Source organism: Flavobacterium sp. 90, assembly GCF_004339525.1.
Lineage (GTDB): Bacteria > Bacteroidota > Bacteroidia > Flavobacteriales > Flavobacteriaceae > Flavobacterium.
The window spans coordinates 1,625,819-1,645,666 of sequence record NZ_SMGE01000001.1 but is presented as its reverse complement, the minus strand read 5'-3'; the positions used below and the strand labels follow the sequence as shown (position 1 = coordinate 1,645,666).

The following is a 19,848-nucleotide window of genomic DNA, read 5'->3' as shown; positions in this document are numbered from 1 at the left end:
TTGTTGAATTTTGTCGTAATTTTAGTACCCTAATTAAAAATATGATAAAATGATACCAGTGAAAGCTTATGCAGCCTATGATGCTGTAAATCCGTTAAAACCCTACACGTTTGAAAGAAAAGAAGTTGGTGCTCATCAAGTTCAGATAGAAATTTTATATAGCGGCGTTTGCCATTCAGATATTCATACTGCAAAAGGAGATTGGGGACCTGTTGATTATCCTTTAGTTCCGGGCCATGAAATTGTAGGTCGAATTATTGCAGTTGGGAGTGAAGTCTCTAAATTTAAAGTTGGAGAATTGGCTGGAGTAGGTTGCTTTGTTGATTCGTGCAGAGTTTGTCCGAGTTGTAAGTCAGGCGAGGAGCAATTTTGTGATGAAGGAATGACCGGAACTTATAATAGTGTGGAAAGAGGAACCAATATTCCAACTCGTGGAGGATATTCAACCAGTATTATTGTTGATGAAAGTTATACACTTCATGTTTCTGAAAAATTAGATATAAAAGGAGTAGCGCCATTATTGTGTGCGGGAATTACAACGTATTCTCCATTACGATATTTAAAAGTAGGTAAAGGTCATAAAGTTGGAGTTTTAGGGCTTGGAGGATTAGGACATATGGCGGTAAAATTTGCCGTTTCGTTTGGTGCCGAAGTTACAATGTTAAGTCATTCTCCATCAAAAGAAGCTGATGCTAAAAAATTAGGAGCTCATAAATTTGCTTTGACATCAGATCCTGCTACGATGGAATCATTAGCCAATAGTTTTGATTTTATTCTAAATACTGTTTCGGCAAAACACGACCATAATGCTTACTTGAATCTGTTAAGAACTAACGGAACTATGATTGTTGTTGGTGCTCCGCCAGCTCCGGCAGAAATTCCTGTTTTTACTTTAATCATGAAGAGAAGAAGTATTATAGGAAGTTTGATTGGCGGAATCAAAGAAACGCAGGAAATGTTAGATTACTGCGCAGAACATAATATAACTTCGGATGTTGAAATAATCGATATGGATTATATTAATGAAGCTTATGATCGTATGAACAAAAGCGATGTGAAATATCGTTTTGTAATTGATATGGCTTCTTTGAAGTAGGTTTAAAAGGTACAAAGTTGCAGAGTTGCAAAGGTTCAGAGTTTTACTTGTTTTGTGTAAAAGCTTTGTGTCTTTTGGGAATAAATATAAAACCGGAGAAAGTTTCTTCGGTTTTTTTGTGTTTGATTGTTTGGTCCGGAAAATAGAGTGATTGGGAATTTGACAATTGTAAAAGTAAATTGAGAATTTTTGAACTAGAACAAAACATATTTTTCTTGTAATATTTTACTGTAAATGTTCTTTGCTCAAAATAATTAGATAAATTTGGTAGATAGACAATTAAAATTACTGAATAAATGAGCTTTATATTAAAACCTGTTGATGTTGTTGAGTCTATTTCCAGAGAAGATTTTAAAAAGAAATATTTAGATAAAAAGAAACCTTTAATTATAAAAGGACTAACAAAAGATTGGCCTGCAAGAGAAAAATGGACAACAGATTATTTTAAGGAAATTGCAGGAGATATTGAGGTAAAACTCGTTGATAATTCCAAAGCCGATCCTAAGAAAGTAATCAATGCCTCGATTGCAAGTATGAAATTTGGTGAATATCTTGATTTAATAAAAAGAGAGCCAACACAACTGCGTATTTTTTTCTTTAATCTTTTCAAACATAAACCGGAATTGGTTAATGATGTAAAAGTACCAAAAGAATTAATGGGAGGTTTTATAGAAAGTATGCCGGCGATGTTTTTTGGAGGCTCTCATGCTTTTACCTTTTTACATTATGACATCGATTTGCCTCATCTTTTCCATACTCATTTTGGAGGTAGAAAACATATTATCCTTTTTGATTACAAATGGAAAAAAAGACTTTATTGTGTTCCAAATACAACTTATGCATTAGAAGATTATGATGTTTCTAATCCCGATTTTGAAAAATTTCCCGCTTTAAAAGGTGTCGAAGGTTACGAAGTTTTTCTGGAACATGGCGACACTTTATTTATGCCAACCGGAATGTGGCATTGGATGCGATATATTGATGGTTCTTTTTCGCTCAGTCTTCGTGCGTGGGATAAATCGATAACGAGAAAAATGGCAAGCGTTTGGAGTTTATTTATGCATGGCGCAGTTGATAGCGCTGTAAAAATTGTTTTTAGAGAACGTTATGCGATATGGCGCGAGAAACTGGCTTTTAAAATTGCCGATAGAGAATTAAAAAAGGATTTGAAAAAAGCTGGATAATTTCTAATTGATATTTCGAGGTCAAGAAACATTTAAAATAACAAGCAAGAAATATTCCGTAGGAATTAAATATCGTTAGGAACAAAATTTATTCCGTTCAGAATTAAGGCTAAAATCTCAAAGAAAAAAATATTCCGTAGGAATTAGTGATTGGTAGCAACGGAATTTATTCCGTTGGGATATAAAACAACACGTTCAAAAGTTCCGTAGGAACGTTATATATTTAACGATTCAATATTAGTTTTTGTTTGGAAGTTTAATTTTAGTTCGATCCCATTTTATAGAATCAGAATAATAGTAATCGCTATTGTTTTTGTATTTCAAAATAGTGTCTTCTTCTTGTCTGGTTCTTCTTATGTAGTACGTTTGTATGATATTGCTTTTTAGAAAATCCAAAAAGTAGGGATTTTTAATTGTATCGCTTTGTGAGCCTATTGTCAAAAATTGTCTTTTTTTCTCTTTTGTTAAAATATTTTCCGAAAGAAAATCACTTAGATATTTTTTCGGAATTTTGACAATGTCTTTTGGTTGTAGATCAAGAAAATGCGGGAGTGTATCTTTTTCTTTACCATAGCTGCATAAGATTTCAATATATTCTTTTTGATAAAAATATAAATTCCCTTTTTTGTCAATTATTAATTGGCTTTCTCCATAGAAAAATCCTTTTGTTGATGGAGGAAGAACAACTCTATTGGTGTGAGTTTTTATGGAATCATAATATTTTTCACGTTCTTTATTTTCATAAGAAATAATGTAAGGCTTATTTTTAATAATAGCCTTTTCTTCTTTCTTAGTGCAATTCAAAAAAAGCAAACAAGTTATAAAACCAATAAAAATTCTCGCCATAGAAATAATTTAAAATAAAGATATAAAAAAATCCCATCGGCCGAAGCAAATGGGATTTTATATGTTAGGAAGTCCTAAAACTATCTAATTGTATTATTTTGAATCAAATCGATGTACAAATTAATTTTGTCTTTCAATTCTTTTCTAGGCGTGATAAAGTCAAGGAAACCATGCTCTAAAAGAAACTCGGCAGTTTGAAAACCTTCTGGTAAATCTTTTCCTGTAGTATCGCGAACAACACGAGGACCGGCAAAACCAATCAAAGCTCCAGGCTCAGAAATATTAATATCTCCTAACATTGCGTAAGATGCAGTTGTTCCTCCGGTAGTTGGATCAGTACAAAGCGAAATATAAGGTAATTTTGCTTCAGCCAATTGAGCTAATTTTACAGATGTTTTTGCTAATTGCATTAAAGAATAAGCAGCTTCCATCATACGAGCTCCACCAGATTTAGAAATCATTACAAAAGGTAATTTGTTTTTGATCGCGTGATCAATACCTCTGGCAATTTTTTCTCCAACAACAGCTCCCATAGATCCACCAATAAAGGCAAAATCCATACAGCAAATTACAAGCTCTTTTCCTTTAGATTTTCCCACTCCTGTACGCACAGCGTCTTTCAGGTGAGTTTTCTCCATTACATCTTTCAATCTGTCCGCATATTTTTTTGTATCAACAAAATGCAGAGGATCTTTTGATGTCATGTTTTTATCTAATTCAACAAAATCATTATTGTCGAACAAAATTTCAAAATAGGTTGCGCTTCCAATTCTAACGTGAAAATCATCTTCAGGGCTAACAAATAAGTTTCTGGCTAATTCGTCAGCATCAATAATTTTTCCAGTTGGAGATTTGTACCACAATCCTTTCGGAACGTCCATCTTATCTTCAGTCGCAGTCGTAATCCCTTTTTCCTGTCTTTTAAACCAAGCCATTTTTTTAAATTTAGAATGTAGATTTTAAAGTTTAGATTTTTAATCTGATTTAAAATTTAAATTCCGGGCTTTTTTAGAAATCCGGAATCTAAATTCAGAAATCTAAAATTTAAAGTGTATTTACGTTATTCAAGTCTGCAAAAGCTTGCTCAAGTCTTGTATTGAATGTCACTTCGCTTTCACGTACCCATCTTCTTGGGTCATAATATTTTTTGTTAGGAACATCAGCACCTTCTGGGTTACCAATTTGAGATTTTAAATAGTCAATGTTTTTAACCATGTAATCACGAATTCCTTCAGTATATGCAAATTGTAAATCTGTATCAATGTTCATTTTGATAACTCCGTAGCTAATTCCTTCTCTGATTTCTTCAAGTGTAGAACCTGAACCTCCGTGGAAAACGAAATCTACCGGGTTGTGACCAGTGTTGAATTTGTTTTGTACGTAATCCTGAGAATTTTTTAAGATTTTTGGAGTCAATTTTACGTTTCCTGGTTTGTAAACACCGTGAACGTTTCCAAAAGCAGCAGCAATTGTAAATTTAGGGCTTATTTTAGATAATTCTTCGTAAGCATAAGCAACCTCTTCTGGTTGAGTGTATAATTTTGAGCTATCAACATCAGAGTTGTCAACACCATCTTCTTCACCACCTGTAATACCAAGTTCGATTTCTAATGTCATTCCCATTTTGCTCATTCTAGCCAAATATTCTTTACAGATCTCGATGTTTTCTTCGATTGGCTCCTCAGATAAATCGATCATGTGAGAACTGAATAATGGTTTTCCTGTTTCTGCAAAGTGTTTTTCAGAAGCATCTAATAAACCATCAATCCAAGGTAATAATTTTTTTGCACAGTGGTCAGTATGAAGAATTACAGTTGCACCGTAAGCTTCTGCCAAAGTATGAATGTGTTTTGCTCCAGCGATTCCACCAGCGATAGCTGATTTTTCACCTGCATTTGATAATCCTTTTCCAGCGTTAAATTGTGCTCCTCCGTTTGAAAATTGAATAATAACTGGCGCGTTTAGTTTTGCTGCAGTTTCAAGTACTCCATTGATTGTGCTTGATCCAGTAACGTTTACTGCTGGTAAAGCAAAACCTTTTTCTTTTGCATAATTAAAAATCTCCTGAACCTGATCTCCTGTAGCTACTCCTGGTTTAATATTGTGTGCCATTGTAATTTTTTTTATAGTTGTTTTTAGTTTTTAGGTTGCAAAAATAAGAATTAATTAGCATTAGAAAGGATAATTTATACCAAAATTTAAAACCGAGTGACCAAAATTGTATTCTTTAAACCAACGATCTCCCTTCTCATGTGCTGGATTATAGGTCTTAAAGCCCAAATCTAATCGAATTACAAAAAAGCTTAAATCGTATCTTAAACCGAATCCTGTTCCCAATGCAATTTCAGCTAAATCGTTTACGCTGTCAAATTTTGCCTTCTCATCGATCACATTATCGAGTACATTCCAGATATTTCCGGCATCTGCAAAGACAGCTCCCTTAACATCTCCAAAAATTTTAAATCGAAGCTCAGCACTCATGGCAATTTTCATATTTGCCTCGTTAAAATCATTTACAGCATTCGTGCTTCCCGGACCTAATGCATAAGGTTGCCATGCACGATTGTCATTTGAACCTCCCGAATAATAACTTCGTGAAAACGGAATATAATTTGAATTTCCAAAAGGAATAGCAATTCCAAAAAAGCTTCGTACGGCTAATACTTTTTCTTTTCCAAAATCCCAGTGTTTGATATAATCAAATTCTGTTTTTATATATTCTGAATATTCTAAGTTGAAAATTTCGTAGTTACCATTTGCGTTTTTAGGTAAGTTTCCAATGCTTGAAATTGCAGATAATAAAGTACCCGCAGATTCTATTTTTGTTTTAAACTGATAGAAAGTATTGTCAGCAAGATCTTTTTTTGTGGTTTTTGTAAACGAATAACTTGTAGCAAGAATAAAGTCATTTTCGGTCAGACGAATTCTTCTTTCTTCAATGCTTTCTACATTTTTATAATCAGTATCTCCTGGTCTTAATGTAGTCTGATCGGTTAAAACTTCTCTTGTAAATGCTGTTGTACCAGAAGATATAATCAAATTTCCCTGATCGTCAATATTCTGAGGATTTGTGTTGTAAGTTCCGGCAATACCATTTAATTCATTATAAGAAGAAGTATAAACATTAAAATAATTGCCAGGATTTAAATTTCGAACAAATTGAGCATTAAGCAATTCCAGTTTTGCCGTATTATTTTTTTTCGGAGACCAATTATAAGCAAGTCCACCTGTAAAGTTTTCTTTGTCCAAACCAATATTTCTTTGTTTGGAAAAACCTGCTGTAATACTCGTGGAAGGAATCATCCTTTTCGGAATAATTTTTTCAGTTCCAAAAGGCATCAGTATTCTAGGGAAATTCAGTTTTAAATCGACACCGTATTCAGAAACATTAAAAAAGTTATTATTTGGATTTGCCATATCCTTAGAAGAACCTATGTTTAAACGTGTAGAAATTTCCAGTGTTTCGGCTCTGTTAAATACATTTCGAATAGTTTCAGAAATACTTGCTCCAATACCAAAATCCTGTATATTAGAATGTGTTACGTCAAAAGTGGCACCAAAACTATATTTTTTTCTTGGCGTCAAGTACACATTCGCAATAAGAGATTGTGCTGTTGAGTCGCGTTTGTCAACTTCATATTGAATCGAAGGATAATTGAAGATTTTTAAGTTGTTTAAATATCTTGAAGAAAGAGTCGTTCTTGTATCTGAGAAAGTACTTCCTTTATTAATAAAAACAGCATCCGTAATAGCGCGCGGTTTATACTTTAATTTCTTGTAACTGTATAAATTGAAATTATTATAAGTTGTACTATCGGTGATTTTAGTTTTTGCATTTGCCGCTGAATAATCAGTATAAATGTTGACATCACTAATTTTGTACAATTTAAACGGTTCAGTTCTGCTTGAATCTTTTTCCTGAATATTATTGTTATTTACAATTAAAGTTACATCGGCCTTGTTCTTTTTTCCAATGGTATCAATATCAAAAGTAACATATGTAGGTTGGAAATAATAAGCACCGTGATTTCTAAAATAGGTGGTTATACGGTTTTTTTCTTCTTCAAAATCTGAAGTTTTATATTGATTTCCGGATTTTAAAAGAGACGCTTCTGGATTGGTTTTATACAATGAATCTAATGCAGGTGTCATTATATTAGTTTTGATAGTATCAAGAATATAAGCTGGGCCTGTGGTAATATTATAGTTTATTTTGGCCTTTTTTCTAGCAACACTATCGATTGTATAGTCTGTAGCAACATTAAAAAAACCATTATTGAAATAGTAAAATTTCAAACGAAGTAATGATTTCTTTGTTTTTGCGGTATCAATAATAACCGGAGCTTCACCCGTATTTTTCAAGAATTCATGAATACCTTTATAAAGAAATGATTGTCCAAGACGATCTACTTGTTTTGCAGATAATAATTTGGATTGACGTTCGTAAAGTCCGGGATGGTTTTTGAATTTTGCTTTATAAGTAGAATCTGGATTTAAGTTGGCTAAATTGTATAAATTAAGACGTAATTTAAAACCAAGCAAAGTACCGTTTGGTTTTTGATACATTTGATTTGCAGCGGTTTCGTCATTTGTAGCCTTTCCATTTACAAGAATATTATTTTTTACAAGAAGGTTTTTTCCATCGGGAACTCTTTTTACGGCATTACAAGCGCAAATAAATGTTGCTATTAGAATAAATGCTATTATTTTTGTGGAATTCTTTTTCAAGTGTTCTTAAATATTTAATTCAAAAGTACATTATTTTATGGTTAGTAAAAACCAAATAAAACTTATCTCAAGTTTACATCAAAAAAAGCAACGTTTTGCAAATCAATTATTTTTCGCCGAAGGAGTAAAAGTAATTCAAGAATTGTTGCAATCCAATTTTGAATTAGAGCATTTATATACGACTTTAAATGATTTTGAGGCAGTTCAGCCTTCAAAACGTACTCTTATAAATGATCAGGAACTTAAAAAAATAAGTGCCTTGACTACTCCAAATTCGTGTTTAGCAGTCTTCAAAATTCCTGCCGAAAATAAAATAATCGGTTCAGGTTTGATAATCGCTTTAGATGACATTCGTGATCCTGGAAATTTAGGTACGATTTTACGTCTTTGCGATTGGTTTGGGATTAAACAAATTGTTTGCTCAAAAGAAACAGTTGATATCTATAATCCTAAAGTTGTGCAAGCTACAATGGGTTCTATTGCCAGAGTAAACGTAAATTATGTCGATCTCAAAACTTTTATCAATCAGACTAATTTGCCTGTTTTTGGTACATTTATGGACGGAGATAATATTTATCAATCAAATTTACCTCAAAACGGAATTATCGTTATGGGTAATGAAGCCAATGGTATTTCGGCAGAGATTGAAAACGTAGTTACAAGCCGACTCACAATTCCCAGATTTGGTGAGCTGCAAAAAACCGAAAGTTTAAATGTAGCAACCGCGACGGCAATTATCCTTAGTGAGTTTAAACGAAACAGTTAGGTTTTTGTTTTAATGAAAAGTAAAATTAATTAAAATTGCTCGGGATTTCATAGAATCAATGTTACTTGTCCATGGACTTGGTCCGTTTGCAGGATTATCACGGATTAATTCATCATTTATGCCAAACATTCCTCTAATCGAAGGAGAGAAAATAAAATACTCAGAGAAAAAGTCAATTCCAAAACCAACTTCATAAGCGGCAGTCCATTGTTTTACTCTGAACTTTCCTTCAAAGTTATCGTCTTTTGATTTTGCATTGCTCGATAAGTTTAATGTAGTAGAAAGTCCGCCAACTAGATAAGGGCGAATGTTTCCTGTTCTTAAAGAAGAGAATTTTAGTAATAAAGGAAAATGTATGTAAGTACTATTTACTTCTCTTAGATAAAAAGATTCTAAAGCACCAGGCTGATGCGGATAATATAAATCACGTTTTGTATAATATAATCCTGGTTCAAATCTCAAATTGATATATTCCTGTAATCTTAAATCGGCAACAACTCCAACATTAAATCCTGTTGTTTTTTTGACCTGAATGTCATCCGGAACCGGAGTTTTGTAGTCAAATTTAAAATCGAAACTGTTGAATCCTAAATAATATCCAAAATACAGACGTTGCTTTTGCCAGTTTTCAAGATTAATGATAGGATCTTTGCTAAACATACTTTTAGCAAATTGCGAATATCCTTTTGAGGATAATAAGACTAATAAAATTAAGATTACAGTTTTTTTCATACTATTTTTTAGACGCAGAATAAATGGTTGCAACACCAAAAGTTTGAGGTAAAGCTACAACATCTATAAACCCAATTTTTCTCAAAATATTGTTTAACTTTTCTCCGTAAGGAAAAGCTGCAGCAGATTCAGACAAATAACCGTAAGCAGAATTGTCTTTAGAAAACAGTTTTCCTATAATTGGCAGTATGTTTTTACTGTAAAAATTATATCCTTGTTTATATGGTGTTTTGTCTGGTACAGATGTTTCTAAGATTACAAAAACACCATTTGGTTTTAAAACTCTTAAGATTTCAGAAAAACCTTTTTCCAGATTTTCAAAATTTCGAACACCGAAACCAACCGTTATAGCGTCAAAATAGTTGTCTTCGAAAGGGATGTTTTCAGAATCTCCTAAAACTAAATCAATAACATTTGATAGTTTTTTTTCTTCAACCTTCTTTCTTCCAACTTCAAGCATTCCTGCCGAAATATCTAGTCCAATTATTTTTTCAGCATTAGTTTGAGACATTAAAATAGCTAAGTCGCCGGTCCCTGTTGCAATATCAAGAATAATTTTTGGTTTTGTATCCGAAACAATTTTTAATACTTTTTTGCGCCATTTAACATCGATTCCAAAAGAAATTACGCGGTTTAAATTGTCGTAGTTCCCAGAAATGTTATCAAACATTTGGGCAACTTGCTCTTTCTTGCCTAAAGAAGAGTCTTTATATGGAGTTATTTTTTCAGACATTTTTTTTATTTAGGCAAATATAAACAATCTAGGTTAACTGTAATTGAGTTTTTTTATTTGTAAATCAAATGTTTTAAGAATGATTATTTGCTCCTAATTACAAGCATGTTTTAACATCACCAAAAGTGGGTATTTTGAAAAAATCACCAAAAGTGGGTATTGTGAAACAGGTATATAATGACCAATTTTGCTAAAGTAAAAATGATAAAGGTTTAATGATTGGTAGTTAAAAAGTGACTCAAATCAAATGGATGCTTTTTTGCACTGGTAATTCATTTGTTCTTGAAAGTAGTTTTGAAAGTATTGTTCTTGGGGTCAATACTCTTTTAAAAGTGCGAAATACGTTCTTAGGATTAAATTTGTTTTTGGAAATTTTAATTTCTTGCCTTTAATATCTTAGTGGTATTTGTTATTAAAGGCTCTTTTGAGATTCGTTCTCAATTTAACATTTATGTTATTCAGTTGTTTCAGATGTCTCTATGACATTTGTGATTTTTTTTTCCAAAACTATTTCTTGAGCGAGTCAGATCTAAAAATCAATCGTTTTAAAAAACATCCTCCAAAAGAGGGTGTTTTTTTGTTTATTTTTTAATGTAAGTCTCGTAAGTATAATCATAAAGATGTTTGTCATCTTTAAAATTTTCTTCCGTTTCTACAAGCTGCCATTCACGATCATTAATTTTAGGAAAGAAAGTATCAGCTTCAAAAGTATGATGCACTTTTGTTATTTCGATAATATCTGCATAAGGTAATCCCAGATTATAAATTTCTCCTCCACCAATAATATATGAATCTTCATTTTCAGGACATGCGGCAATTGCTTTTTCGATACTGTCTACAACAATACAGCCTTCTGGATTATAATCTGTTTGGCGTGTAATTATTACGTGAACTCGGTTAGGTAATGGTTTAGGAAAACTCTCAAAAGTTTTTCTTCCCATAATTATGTGATGATTGGTTGTAAGCGATTTGAATCTTTTAAAATCATTTGGTAAGTGCCAAACCAATTCATTATTTTTTCCAAGGGCATTATTTTCGGCAACAGCCGCTATCATTATAATCATGGTATGCTAAAACTAAATTTTATTTTTCTGTATCCTCATTTATTCTGGATTCTAATTGACTGATTCTTTTTTGCTGTAAAGCAACAAGTCTGTCAATTTGTTCTCTTTCCCATTTTTTATTCATGAACCGGTCTGTAATGTAAACTTTTATAAAGTGCAGAATAAAGAGAAAGAACCATATTGTTATAACCCAAATACACCAATTTTGATTAGTCGAATCTCCGAAACCAAAAAATCTGTTGGCAACAAATAAAAATAAACCGCCTAACAGAAAAAGCACAAAATGAAAATAAAGTACTTTCTTTTGCTTAAGTCTTCTCCTGGCATATTCGTATTGTTCGTGTACTTCTTTTTCCATATGATGTAAATGAGATTATAAAGTTAAAATTTATTTTGAAAACACAATATTTTGAACTCATAATATTTGTCTTAAAATGAGTTACGAATTCAGAATGCAAAATTAATAATGCCTTAAATTATTAATATGATTTAAAAGATAGTACGTTTTTGATATTATCGTAAATCGATTGTGAAGATACCAAAAGTTCGTTTGATTTGTTTAATTTAGTGTATGAATCTAAAAACTAAATAGTTATGTCTTTGAAAAAACAATTTATCAAAACAAAGCCGGTAGTTAAAGTAACATTTTCTATTGATGCTAAAGATGCAAATTCGGCTGCGGTTGTAGGAGATTTCAACAACTGGAATATTGAAGAAGGAACTTTAAGTAAGTTAAAAAACGGAACTTTTAAAGCTACTTATGACTTGGTAAAAGATGCAATTTACGAGTTTAAGTACATAATTGACGGAAGTTACGTTAATGATCCTGAGGCAGATTCTTATAAATGGAATGATTTTGCCGGAAGCGAAAACAGCGTTTTAGTTGTATAAAAAAATCCGCTTAAATTTTAAGCGGATTTTTTATAATTTATACAGCAACACTTCCTTTTATGCCAGCGTGTGGCTCATAATCTACAAGGGTGAAGTCATTATAATCAAAATCAAAGATGTTTTTAATCTCAGGATTCAAAATCATTTTTGGTAATGGTTTTGGCTCACGGGTTAATTGCAATTCTAATTGTTCAAAATGATTGTTGTAAATGTGTGCGTCTCCAAAAGTGTGAATAAATTCACCATATTCTAAATCGCAAACCTGAGCAATCATCATGGTCAATAAAGCGTAAGAAGCAATATTAAAAGGAACTCCTAAGAAGATATCAGCACTTCGCTGGTACAATTGACAAGATAATTTCCCTTTAGTTTCGCCTTTTTCAGGATCAGGACTTGTTACATAGAACTGAAAAAAAGCATGACAAGGAGGTAAAGCAGCTTTGTTATTTGCTACATTTTCTTCAAATGATTTTTTTGTATCTGGTAAAACCGATGGATTCCATGCAGAAACCAACATTCTACGGCTATTTGGATTTGTTTTTAGTTCTGTAATCAACTCAGAAATCTGATCAATTTCTTCGCTATTCCAATTGCGCCATTGATGTCCGTAAACAGGTCCTAAATCTCCATTAGAATCAGCCCATGCATCCCAGATTTTTACTCCGTTTTCCTGAAGATATTTGATATTTGTATCGCCTTTTAAAAACCAAAGCAATTCGTAAATGATCGATTTTAAGTGTAATTTTTTGGTAGTAACCATTGGGAAACCTTCACTTAAATCAAAACGCATTTGGTAACCAAAAACGCTCTTTGTTCCGGTTCCGGTACGATCTCCTTTTTGATTGCCGTTTTCTAAAACGTGTTTTACTAAATCTAAGTATTGTTTCATTATTTTGTTTATTCGGTTATTCGTTTAATTGTTTAATCGATTTAACGAATAAACAAATCAACGATTAAACAATATTTCTATCTTTTTGAGATTTCGTCTCTGATTTTTGCAGCTTTTTCATAATCTTCCTGAGAAACTGCCTGATCTAAAAGTTCGTTTAGTTCTTGTAAGCTATGTTTTGCATAAAGATCTCCGGATTGATTTGTTTCTTCTTCATGTCCAAAAGTTTCCGGATTTGAAAGTACATCATCAATTTCCTGAGAACCCTGATCTGTTTCTGCAGTATTTGATTTTAAATAAATACCAGCTTTATCTAAAATGTTTTTATACGTAAAAATTGGCGCATTGAAACGTAGTGCCAATGCAATTGCATCAGAGGTTCTGGCGTCGATAATTTCTTCGATTTTATCTCTTTCGCAGATTAAACTGGAGTAAAAAACACCATCAACAAGTTTGTGAATAATCACTTGTTTTACGACAATATCAAATCTTTCGGCGAAGTTTTTGAATAAATCGTGTGTTAACGGACGAGGAGGTTTGATTTCTTTTTCTAAAGCAATAGCAATTGACTGTGCTTCAAAAGCACCAATGACTATAGGTAATTTTCTTTCGCCATCGACTTCATTCAAAATTAAGGCATAAGCGCCATTTTGAGTTTGACTGTATGAAATTCCTTTTATAGATAATTTTACTAGACTCATATATGTGGGTAAAAAAGGGCAATTATTGCCTCATTTTAGTACTTTTTTTGATTGGAAAATAAAGGTGCAATTTTAATCAAAAAATATGGAACAAAAAAGCCACCTAAAACAAAGATACGATTATCTTGTTTTTAGGCAGCTATATTTTTATAGAGATTTTTAAATTAAGAATGTTGAGCTTTAAAAGCTTTTAATTTCTCAATTAACTGAGGTACAATTTCAAATGCATCTCCAACAACACCATAATCTGCTACTTTAAAGAAAGGAGCTTCAGGATCGTTATTGATAACCACTTTTACTTTTGATGAGTTAATACCCGCAATATGCTGGATAGCGCCAGAGATTCCGATTGCAATATATAAGTTAGTTGCAACTGGTTTTCCTGTTTGTCCAACGTGTTCGCTGTGAGGTCTCCATCCTAAATCAGAAACTGGTTTAGAACATGCAGTTGCAGCACCAAGTACAGCAGCTAAATCTTCTACTAATCCCCAGTTTTCAGGTCCTTTAAGTCCACGTCCACCAGAAACTACTACATCAGCATCAGCTATAGAAACTTTTCCGGTTACTTTTTCTACGGATTCTACTTTTACTCCAAAATCATTGTCTCCAATTGTTGGATTAAAGTCTTCTTCAGTTGCAGATCCTGCACTTTCGAAAATTCCGTAAGAGTTTTTAGCTAAACCAAGAACTTTTACATCTGTACTGATTTCAGTAATATTGAAAGCTTTGTTTGAGAAAGCATTTCTTTTTACCTGAAAAGGAGAAGTGCTAACTGGTAATCCAACAACATTTGATGCAAAACCAGCATTTAAAGCTACTGCAACTAATGATGAAAGATAAATACTATCTGTAGTCGAAGAAAGTAAAACTACTTTTGTTCCTTCTTTTTCAGCAGCTTGTTTGATAACATCGGCGTAAGCCTTAGCTGTAAAACCTGCTAATTTATCGTTTGTTACTTTTAATACTTTGTCAACTCCGTATTTAGATAATTCGCTTACATCGCTAATGTTAACGGTTAAAGCGGTTACGGTAGTTCCTAAAGTTTCTGCTACTTTTTTAGCGTAAGAAGCTAATTCAAAAGCAACTTTTTTAAATTTTCCTTCTGCAGATTCTGCGTATATTAATATTGACATAATAATTTTAGATTTTAGATTTTAGATTTCAGATTTTAAAAATTGAAATCTAAAAGGATTATTGATTTTAGATTTTGAAGTGAATCAAATGTTGGATTTTAGATTTAGCATTGCAAACAGCAATCTAAAATCTACAATCTTAAATCACCTTAGCCTCGTTGTGTAATAAATTGATTAACTCATCTAAATTATCAGGAGAAACTAATTTTACTGCTGATTTTGGAGCTGGTTTTTCAAATTTCACCGCTTTTGTATTTACAGGAGCATCAACCGGCTCAAGAATAGTAAGTGCTTTTGTTCTTGCAGTCATAATTCCTCTCATGTTTGGAATACGAAGATCTTTTTCTTCAACAAGACCTTTTTGACCACCAATAATTAATGGTAAAGTTGTGCTTACAGTTTCTTTTCCTCCATCGATTTCACGAACTGCTTTTACATTATTTCCATCAACAGTTAATGCTGTACAAGAATTTAAAAAATTAGAACCTAAAATTCCTGCGATCATTCCAGGAACCATTCCTCCATTATAATCAAGAGACTCTTTTCCTGCAATTACAAGATCATAGCCACCGTTTTTAATTACTTCAGCAAGTTGTTTTGCAACAAAAAAGCCATCAGTAGGATTTGCGTTAACACGAATCGCTTCGTTTGCACCAATTGCCAATGCTTTACGCAAAGTTGGCTCAGTATCAGGACCTCCAACATTAACAACAGTTACAGTTGCACCTTGTTGTTCTTGAAACCAAATTGCACGTGTCAGACCAAACTCGTCATTAGGATTAATTACATATTGTACACCATTGGTATCGAATTCTGAATCACCATTGGAGAAGTTAATTTTTGAAGTAGTATCAGGCACGTGGCTGATGCAAACTAATATTTTCATAAGTATATATTTTATATTTATAATATTCTTTTACAAATTTAGAAATTAAAATCGGAATAATATACTATGCACGCATAATATTTTTTAAAAACTATTACGATTTCGCAGATTCTGAAATTTTAGCGTTGTTTCAATGTGATCGAAAAGAAATAATACAGTCATTGCAGTTGATTCTTAGGAATTTTGCAATGTACGAAGCTTGGACAACTGTTAAATTTGGCTAAGATTTATAATAGTTTCTGAATTATTCCGTTTTAATGGAAGAATTCTAAAAAAATAGAATCCAACAAAAAAAGCCAAGTTTGTCTGAAAACTGTTTTAGGAACGAAAGAGATGCTTTTACATCGATTTCGTAACTGTCACAATAATTTTTAAAAAGTTAAAAAGCATAAGACGAGAGGAAGATCGTGTGATTTTAAATTCAATTTATGCTTTTAAGTTATTTAAAATATTTATTTTTGCTCTTCAGAAAATTCAACATACAATATAAATATGAGAACAATACAATTTAGAGAGGCCATTTGCGAAGCGATGAGCGAAGAAATGCGTCACGATGAATCCATATATTTAATGGGCGAAGAAGTTGCAGAATATAACGGAGCTTACAAGGCTTCAAAAGGAATGCTTGCTGAGTTTGGCGAAAAAAGAGTAATCGATACTCCAATTGCTGAGCTTGGATTTACTGGAATTGCAGTAGGTTCTGCAATGAATGGTAACCGACCGATTGTAGAATATATGACATTCAACTTCTGTTTAGTAGGTATTGATCAAATTATAAATAACGCTGCTAAAATGCGTCAAATGACAGGAGGACAATTTAATGTGCCTATCGTTTTTCGTGGACCAACTGCTTCTGCAGGACAATTAGGAGCTACTCACTCACAAGCTTTAGAAAACTGGTTTGCTAATACTCCGGGACTTAAAGTTGTTGTACCTTCGACTCCTTATGATGCAAAAGGACTTTTAAAATCTGCAATTCGTGATAATGATCCTGTAATTTTTATGGAATCTGAGCAAATGTATGGTGATAAAGGTGAAGTGCCAGACGGAGAATATACAATTCCATTAGGAGTTGCTGATATTAAACGTGAAGGAAAAGATGTAACAATCGTGTCTTTTGGTAAAATTATCAAAGAAGCTTTTATCGCTGCTGATGAATTAGAAAAAGAAGGAATTTCATGCGAAATTATCGATTTAAGAACAGTTCGTCCAATGGATAAAGATACTATTCTTGCATCTGTTAAAAAGACAAACCGTTTAGTAATCTTAGAAGAAGCTTGGCCATTTGCAAGTGTTTCATCTGAAATTACATATATCGTTCAGGAACAAGCTTTCGATTTCCTTGATGCGCCAATTCAACGTATTACTACAGCTGATACACCAGCACCTTACTCTCCTGTTTTACTAAAAGACTGGTTGCCAAATGCAGCTGATGTAGTAAAAGCAGTTAAGAAAGTGTTGTACAAGTAATAGACATTTAAAATACTCATAAAACTTCATCATTCATAGTTAATTGATGAAGTTTTTTTTTGCCCAGACGATGAAAAGAATAATTTTACTCAGCCTATTTTTTGTATTCGCATTTGCGACGATTGGTACTGCACAAACTAAAGTGAGTGGAATTGTTTTGGATAAATCTAATCAGCCTGTTCCATTTGCTAATGTTGTTTTTAAAGGTTCAAATATCGGAATAGTTTCTAATGAAGATGGTCGTTTTTATTTGGAATCGACAAATACATATACCGCTTTATTAATTACATCTGCAGGATTTTCAGATCGTGAAGTTCCTTTGGAAAAAGCTGTAAATTATGATTTTAAAATTGTTTTGAGCGAAGCCGAAGCATTGAATGAAGTTGTAATTTTTACAGGAAAAACATCAAAAAAGAATAATCCGGCATTGGATATTTTGAGAAAAATTTGGGAACGAAAACGTAAAAACGGTTTGTACCAATTCAATCAATATCAAATGCAAAAGTATGAGAAAGTTGAGTTCGACATGAACACAATTGACAGTGCTTTTATGAAGAATAAACTCTTCAAAGGAATGGAGTTTGTCTTTAAACATGTTGATACTTCTGAAGTTACCGGAAAAACATACTTGCCTATTTTCATTAACGAATCAGTTTATGATGTTTACGGAGATAACAAATTAAAGAAAGTAAAAGAGAACATTACCGGAAACAAAATGTCTGGTTTCAACGGAAATCAGCAAATTCTTTCATTTGTAAAAGACCTTTATTCTGATTATAATATTTACGACAATCACCTTAAATTTTTTGATAAAAGCTTTACGAGTCCACTTTCCAGAACGGGAATTGACGTTTATAACTATGTTTTAAAAGACAGTGCTTTTATTGATAAAAAATGGTGTTATAACATTGTTTTTTATCCAAGACGTAAAAACGAATTAACCTTTAAAGGAGATTTTTGGGTAAACGATTCGACTTTTGCCATCAAGAAGATTAATATGGGCGTTACTAAAAGTGCCAATATTAACTGGGTAAAAGATATTTATATCGAGCAGGAATTCGAGGTAGAAAACGATTCTGTTTTTCTATTGACCCGCGATTATATGATGTCGGATTTTGCTTTGAATAAAAAAGAAAAATCAAAAGGTGTTTACGGAAAACGAACGACTTTATATCGAAATCATAAATTCAATCTTCCTAAACCAGAGAAGTTTTATAAAGAAGAAGTCAATTTTATAGACAATGCTGTTTATGATCGACCACCTGAATTCTGGGATGAAAATCGCTTCGAAAAATTAAATAAAGACGAAGCAGGAATCTACAAAATGTTGGATACTTTGCAAACTGTCAAGCGTTTCAAGCAACTTTATAGTTTAGTCTCAATTTTGGGAAGTGGTTATGTCGAGTTTAAAAACTTCGATTTTGGTCCTATATTCTCCACTTTTGGTTATAATGAAGTCGAAGGATTAAGAATTAGAGCAGGAGGAAGAACCTATTTTGGGCCAAATGATCCGTGGCGTTTGCAAGCTTATACCGCGTACGGTTTTGATGATAACAAATTCAAATATGGAGTTTCAGGAAAATGGATGCTCGACAAGAAAAAACGAATCATTATTTCTGGAGGAAACAGACGAGATATTGAACAAATTGGAGCCAGTTTAACCACAACAAATGATATCTTAGGACGAAGTTTTGCTTCCTCAGCCTTATTTACAACAGGAAGTAACGGAAAACTAACAAATATTAATTTAAGTAACATTTCGCTTGAAATGGAGCCCTTAAAAAACTTTGTTGTTCAGGCAGGTGTTTCATACAGGACATTAGAATCTGCTTCGCCAACTTTTAGTCTGGATTATTATACCACGTTGCCAACCGCTGCAAATCCTGCTGGAGTAGTGCAAAGTGCAGTAAAACAGTTTGAAGCCAATGTTCAGTTTGAATTTATGCCAAATCGTAAAACTATTGGGTTTGGTGTAGAACGTAGTCTTGTAGACAGCCCATTCAGTCATTTCTTTGTTAACTTTAGTTACGGACTAAAAGGAGTTATGCAGAGTGATTTTGCTTACGAAAAAATACAATTATTTTACAAACAGCCTATTATAATTGGACCATTAGGAAGATCAAACATTATTCTTGAAACCGGAAAAACATTTGGTACAATTCCGTTAGGATTAATGAGTGTAATTCCTGGAAACCAGACTTATTTTACTATAGAAAACACTTTTAGTAACTTAAACTTCTATGAATTCATAACAGATCAATACACGACTTTGCAATGGAATCATGATTTTGGAGGAAGATTATTCGCCAGAATTCCATTTATGAGAAAATTAAACTGGAGAGAATTTGTTGGAGTAAAAGGAGTTTACGGAACTATTTCTAATGCTAATAGAGCAATAAATGCTTCCGATCAACCTTATAATGCGCCAGAAAATGTGTATTGGGAATATAACGCCGGAATCGGAAATATCTTCAAAGTGTTCCGAATCGACTTCTCTTGGAGAGGAAGTTATTTGAATACTCCGGATGCCAATAAATTTGCAGTAAAAGGATCTTTCGGATTCTATTTCTAATTAGAAAGGTGCAAAGAATAAAAGTTACAAAGTCGCAAAGGTTTAATTCTTTGCGGCTTTTTTTGTAGCGTAATATTTGTTTCAAGCAGATTTATTTTAAAATTATAAATCTGCGTTCATCAGTTTAAATCTGCCAAATCTGCGAGCAAAAAAACTT

At 32.6% G+C, this 19,848-nt stretch carries 18 protein-coding genes; 6 read left to right on the top strand and 12 right to left on the bottom strand.

Going from position 1 to position 19,848, the window contains the following annotated elements:
• Positions 1-49: 49 nt before the first annotated feature.
• On the top strand, positions 50-1,096 hold the full coding sequence (locus tag C8C83_RS06545) for an NAD(P)-dependent alcohol dehydrogenase (protein WP_121327196.1): 1,047 nt from the start codon (positions 50-52) through the stop codon (positions 1,094-1,096).
• A 296-nt stretch (positions 1,097-1,392) separates the two neighbouring features.
• Positions 1,393-2,280, top strand: coding sequence for a cupin-like domain-containing protein (locus C8C83_RS06540; RefSeq protein ID WP_121327195.1), 888 nt, complete (start codon positions 1,393-1,395; stop codon positions 2,278-2,280).
• A gap of 237 nt (positions 2,281-2,517) precedes the next feature.
• Here the strand turns inward: C8C83_RS06540 and C8C83_RS06535 are convergent, their stop codons facing one another.
• From C8C83_RS06535 to C8C83_RS06520, 4 genes are all read right to left on the bottom strand, one after another.
• Positions 2,518-3,126, bottom strand: a complete 609-nt coding sequence (locus C8C83_RS06535; protein WP_121327193.1) for a hypothetical protein — start codon at positions 3,124-3,126, stop codon at positions 2,518-2,520.
• A gap of 80 nt (positions 3,127-3,206) precedes the next feature.
• Positions 3,207-4,061 carry an acetyl-CoA carboxylase, carboxyltransferase subunit beta gene (accD, locus tag C8C83_RS06530; RefSeq protein ID WP_099710569.1) on the bottom strand — a complete coding sequence of 285 codons (855 nt, stop codon included), beginning with the start codon at positions 4,059-4,061 and terminating at the stop codon, positions 3,207-3,209.
• A gap of 109 nt (positions 4,062-4,170) precedes the next feature.
• Positions 4,171-5,238 carry a class II fructose-bisphosphate aldolase gene (gene fbaA / locus C8C83_RS06525; protein WP_099710570.1) on the bottom strand — a complete coding sequence of 356 codons (1,068 nt, stop codon included), beginning with the start codon at positions 5,236-5,238 and terminating at the stop codon, positions 4,171-4,173.
• A 60-nt stretch (positions 5,239-5,298) separates the two neighbouring features.
• Positions 5,299-7,854 carry a BamA/TamA family outer membrane protein gene (locus tag C8C83_RS06520; RefSeq protein WP_121327191.1) on the bottom strand — a complete coding sequence of 852 codons (2,556 nt, stop codon included), beginning with the start codon at positions 7,852-7,854 and terminating at the stop codon, positions 5,299-5,301.
• Positions 7,855-7,891: 37 nt separating this feature from the next.
• On the opposite strand from C8C83_RS06520, the gene C8C83_RS06515 reads away from it, so the two are divergent.
• Positions 7,892-8,620 carry an RNA methyltransferase gene (locus C8C83_RS06515; RefSeq protein ID WP_121327189.1) on the top strand — a complete coding sequence of 243 codons (729 nt, stop codon included), beginning with the start codon at positions 7,892-7,894 and terminating at the stop codon, positions 8,618-8,620.
• Between the two features lie 9 nt (positions 8,621-8,629).
• Here C8C83_RS06515 and C8C83_RS06510 read toward each other — a convergent pair whose 3' ends face one another.
• The 4 genes from C8C83_RS06510 to C8C83_RS06495 form a co-directional block, all read right to left on the bottom strand.
• Positions 8,630-9,352, bottom strand: a complete 723-nt coding sequence (locus C8C83_RS06510; RefSeq protein ID WP_121327187.1) for a porin family protein — start codon at positions 9,350-9,352, stop codon at positions 8,630-8,632.
• A 1-nt stretch (position 9,353) separates the two neighbouring features.
• The gene (gene ubiE, locus C8C83_RS06505) at positions 9,354-10,085 is read right to left on the bottom strand and encodes a bifunctional demethylmenaquinone methyltransferase/2-methoxy-6-polyprenyl-1,4-benzoquinol methylase UbiE (protein ID WP_121327185.1); all 732 of its coding nucleotides are present in this window, start codon (positions 10,083-10,085) and stop codon (positions 9,354-9,356) included.
• 581 nt (positions 10,086-10,666) lie between these two features.
• A complete protein-coding gene (locus C8C83_RS06500) occupies positions 10,667-11,149 on the bottom strand; it encodes a dihydrofolate reductase (RefSeq protein WP_121327183.1) in 483 nt (160 codons plus the stop codon).
• A 19-nt stretch (positions 11,150-11,168) separates the two neighbouring features.
• Positions 11,169-11,507: a 2TM domain-containing protein gene (locus tag C8C83_RS06495; RefSeq protein WP_121327181.1), complete on the bottom strand. Its 339-nt coding sequence runs from the start codon at positions 11,505-11,507 to the stop codon at positions 11,169-11,171.
• A gap of 236 nt (positions 11,508-11,743) precedes the next feature.
• On the opposite strand from C8C83_RS06495, the gene C8C83_RS06490 reads away from it, so the two are divergent.
• The gene (locus C8C83_RS06490) at positions 11,744-12,040 is read left to right on the top strand and encodes an isoamylase early set domain-containing protein (RefSeq protein WP_099710577.1); all 297 of its coding nucleotides are present in this window, start codon (positions 11,744-11,746) and stop codon (positions 12,038-12,040) included.
• 37 nt (positions 12,041-12,077) lie between these two features.
• Here the strand turns inward: C8C83_RS06490 and C8C83_RS06485 are convergent, their stop codons facing one another.
• The 4 genes from C8C83_RS06485 to C8C83_RS06470 form a co-directional block, all read right to left on the bottom strand.
• On the bottom strand, positions 12,078-12,929 hold the full coding sequence (locus C8C83_RS06485) for a thymidylate synthase (RefSeq protein ID WP_121327179.1): 852 nt from the start codon (positions 12,927-12,929) through the stop codon (positions 12,078-12,080).
• Between the two features lie 77 nt (positions 12,930-13,006).
• The gene (locus C8C83_RS06480; RefSeq protein ID WP_099710579.1) at positions 13,007-13,630 is read right to left on the bottom strand and encodes a bifunctional nuclease family protein; all 624 of its coding nucleotides are present in this window, start codon (positions 13,628-13,630) and stop codon (positions 13,007-13,009) included.
• Between the two features lie 164 nt (positions 13,631-13,794).
• Positions 13,795-14,763 carry an electron transfer flavoprotein subunit alpha/FixB family protein gene (locus C8C83_RS06475; protein WP_121327177.1) on the bottom strand — a complete coding sequence of 323 codons (969 nt, stop codon included), beginning with the start codon at positions 14,761-14,763 and terminating at the stop codon, positions 13,795-13,797.
• Between the two features lie 139 nt (positions 14,764-14,902).
• Positions 14,903-15,649, bottom strand: coding sequence for an electron transfer flavoprotein subunit beta/FixA family protein (locus tag C8C83_RS06470; RefSeq protein WP_041516527.1), 747 nt, complete (start codon positions 15,647-15,649; stop codon positions 14,903-14,905).
• 492 nt (positions 15,650-16,141) lie between these two features.
• On the opposite strand from C8C83_RS06470, the gene C8C83_RS06465 reads away from it, so the two are divergent.
• Together C8C83_RS06465 and C8C83_RS06460 are read left to right on the top strand one after the other, a co-directional pair.
• Positions 16,142-17,119: a pyruvate dehydrogenase complex E1 component subunit beta gene (locus tag C8C83_RS06465; protein ID WP_121327175.1), complete on the top strand. Its 978-nt coding sequence runs from the start codon at positions 16,142-16,144 to the stop codon at positions 17,117-17,119.
• A 70-nt stretch (positions 17,120-17,189) separates the two neighbouring features.
• Entirely contained in the window at positions 17,190-19,691 is a 2,502-nt protein-coding gene (locus C8C83_RS06460; RefSeq protein ID WP_132011697.1) for a DUF5686 and carboxypeptidase-like regulatory domain-containing protein, read from the top strand.
• The last annotated feature ends 157 nt before the right edge of the window (positions 19,692-19,848 follow it).